The sequence below is a fragment of the Streptomyces sp. KLMMK genome (assembly GCF_036961605.1).
GTDB classification, from domain to species: domain Bacteria; phylum Actinomycetota; class Actinomycetes; order Streptomycetales; family Streptomycetaceae; genus Streptomyces; species Streptomyces telluris.
In genome coordinates, this window is the sequence record NZ_JBAMDC010000652.1 from 1 (window position 1) to 2,130 (window position 2,130).

Genomic DNA, 2,130 nt, shown 5'->3' on the forward strand with positions numbered 1-2,130 from the left:
CGCATCTCCGCTGTGCAGGACGGAGTCGAGCAGATCGACGCTGACCAGGTCCGCGAACGCGCCCGTGGTGACGTCCGCCAGCTCCTCGGCGGTGCGCCCGACGTCCAGCGTGGTGCCGATGCGGGCGCCCGCGTCATTGACCATCGCCAGCCGCTGCCGGGCGCGGTGCGGCTCCGTGCGGTCCAATGCCGCTATCGACACGCCCTGCACGCGGCCTTCGCCGTCCTTGAGCGGGGTGAAGAACGTCGCCCACGCGCGCTTGCGGGGCTGGCCGGGCGCGCGGAAGAAGGTGTCCGTGCGCAAGGTCTCGCCGGTGCGCAGCACCTCCGCCATCAGGCGGCCGAACTCGTCGAAGGGGGCGCCGGGGAAGATCTCGGTGAGCTGCAGCCCCAGCATGGCCTCCTCGGGGCGGCCCGACAGGCGCACCATCTCGCCGTTCGCACCGGTCAGCCGCAGGCCGCGGTCGTAGACGGCGGTGGCGATCGGGGACTGCACGTAGGCCCACTCCTTGAGGGCGGCATCCTTCCGCGCCGCCTCCTGGAGCACGGTGTCCGGCTCGCCGGGCGGGGCGCCCTGCGGAGCGGCGCCGAGGAGCACCCACTGCACGCGGCCGTCGCCCTCCGGACAGGGGTGTGCCCGCACGGTGACCCGCACCGCCCCGCCGTCCCGGTGGCGGGCCGTGAGGGCGCCGCTCCAGGGCGCGGACCGCGTGAGCGCCCGCAGGGCCGGGGGCGGCAGGGGTGCGGCGAGCAGGGCGGCGGCGGGGCGGCCGATGACCTCCTCGGGCGCATAGCCGAGCGCGTGCCGCGCGGCGGGGCTCCACAGGGTGACGGTGCCTCCCGCGTCGACGGCGGCGACCGGGACCGTCGCCGTGGGGGAGAGGGGGTCGGAATTCGCGTCCATCGATGGTCATCTCGTCCGGCGGGCGGCGTACGGCGGGGCCGCCTGCCGCCCTCATAATTCAGGCTGTAGCTATCTTTCCCGCCCTAATCGCCACTGAAGCATCCATCTCACCTCGAACTGTCGTGGTGGTCCGGGTGGCCCGGCGGGGCGGCCGGGGTGTGATCCGGCCACGCCGAGGCCGTTGTACCGGCCAATCGAAGTGCGGTGTGCGCAGCCCCGCTGCCGGGCCGTCCGTCCGTCGTCCTGCGCAGGGTCGGCCCGTATCCGACGGGGAATCAGTCGGTCGGATACGGAGAAAAACGGACGGCACATGATCCGTTTGCTACGGAATTGAGACAGCCCCCGACATGTCCGCCCCGTCACCCATGACATCCTGAGCCGTCACAGTTCTGCCGGACGCACACTCGGCGGATGTCCGGGGATTACGAGGATGCACCAATGAGACTCTGCTTCCTGGTGGAGGAGCAGTACCGGCACGACGGCATGCCGGTGGACGTCATCCGCCAACTCAGGTCCTGGGGCCACCGGGTGGACGTGCTCAGGCCCGGCGGGTCGCTCCTCCGGCTCTCCGAGACGGTGCGCGCGGGCCGGCACGACGCCTGGATCCTCAAGACGGTCTCCGGCGGCCCCGGGCTCACCCTCCTCGAAGCCGCGGCCGGCGCCGGACTCACCACCGTCAACGACGCCCGCGCCATCCGCGGCGTGCGCGACAAGGCCCTCGCCGCCGTGACCGCGGAGGCCCACGGCCTGCCCGTCCCCGCGACCTACGCGGCCATGCGCATCGAGGACTTCGCGGAGGTGCCCGCCGCCGAGTACCCCCTCGTCGTCAAGCCCGCCGACGGCAGCTCCGGCCGGGCCGTGCGCCTCGTGCCCTCCCCGGACCGGCTCGCGCACCAGGCGCCCCGGGACGGACACGGCGCCGGCGGCGGCATGCTCATCGCCCAGCCCTACGTCCCCAACTCCGGCGTCGACCTCAAGGTCTACTGCGTCGACGGCGAGCTCTACGCCACCGAGCGCTGCTCCCCCCTCCACCCCGACCGGCCCGCGAGCGAGCGGCAGGTGCCGCTCGGCACCGAGGTCGCCGCCATCGCCGCACGCGTCGGCGAGGTCTTCGGCCTCGACCTGTACGGCGTGGACGTCGTCCTCGGCCCCGACGGGCCCGTGGTCGTCGACGTCAACGACTTCCCCAGCTTCCGTCAGGTCCCGGACGCGGTCGCCCGCGTGGCC

The 2,130-nt window shown here is 73.6% G+C and carries 2 protein-coding genes; one reads left to right on the forward strand and one right to left on the reverse strand.

Translation table 11 applies throughout. The annotated features are described in order from the left end of the window. The coding region (locus V7793_RS36750; protein ID WP_336014021.1) for a PAS domain-containing protein at positions 1 to 903 on the reverse strand (903 nt) is incomplete at its 3' end. A 438-nt stretch (positions 904 to 1,341) separates the two neighbouring features. Here V7793_RS36750 and V7793_RS36755 point away from each other — a divergent pair. Continuing rightward, the coding region (locus V7793_RS36755) for an ATP-grasp domain-containing protein (protein WP_336014022.1) at positions 1,342 to 2,130 on the forward strand (789 nt) is incomplete at its 3' end.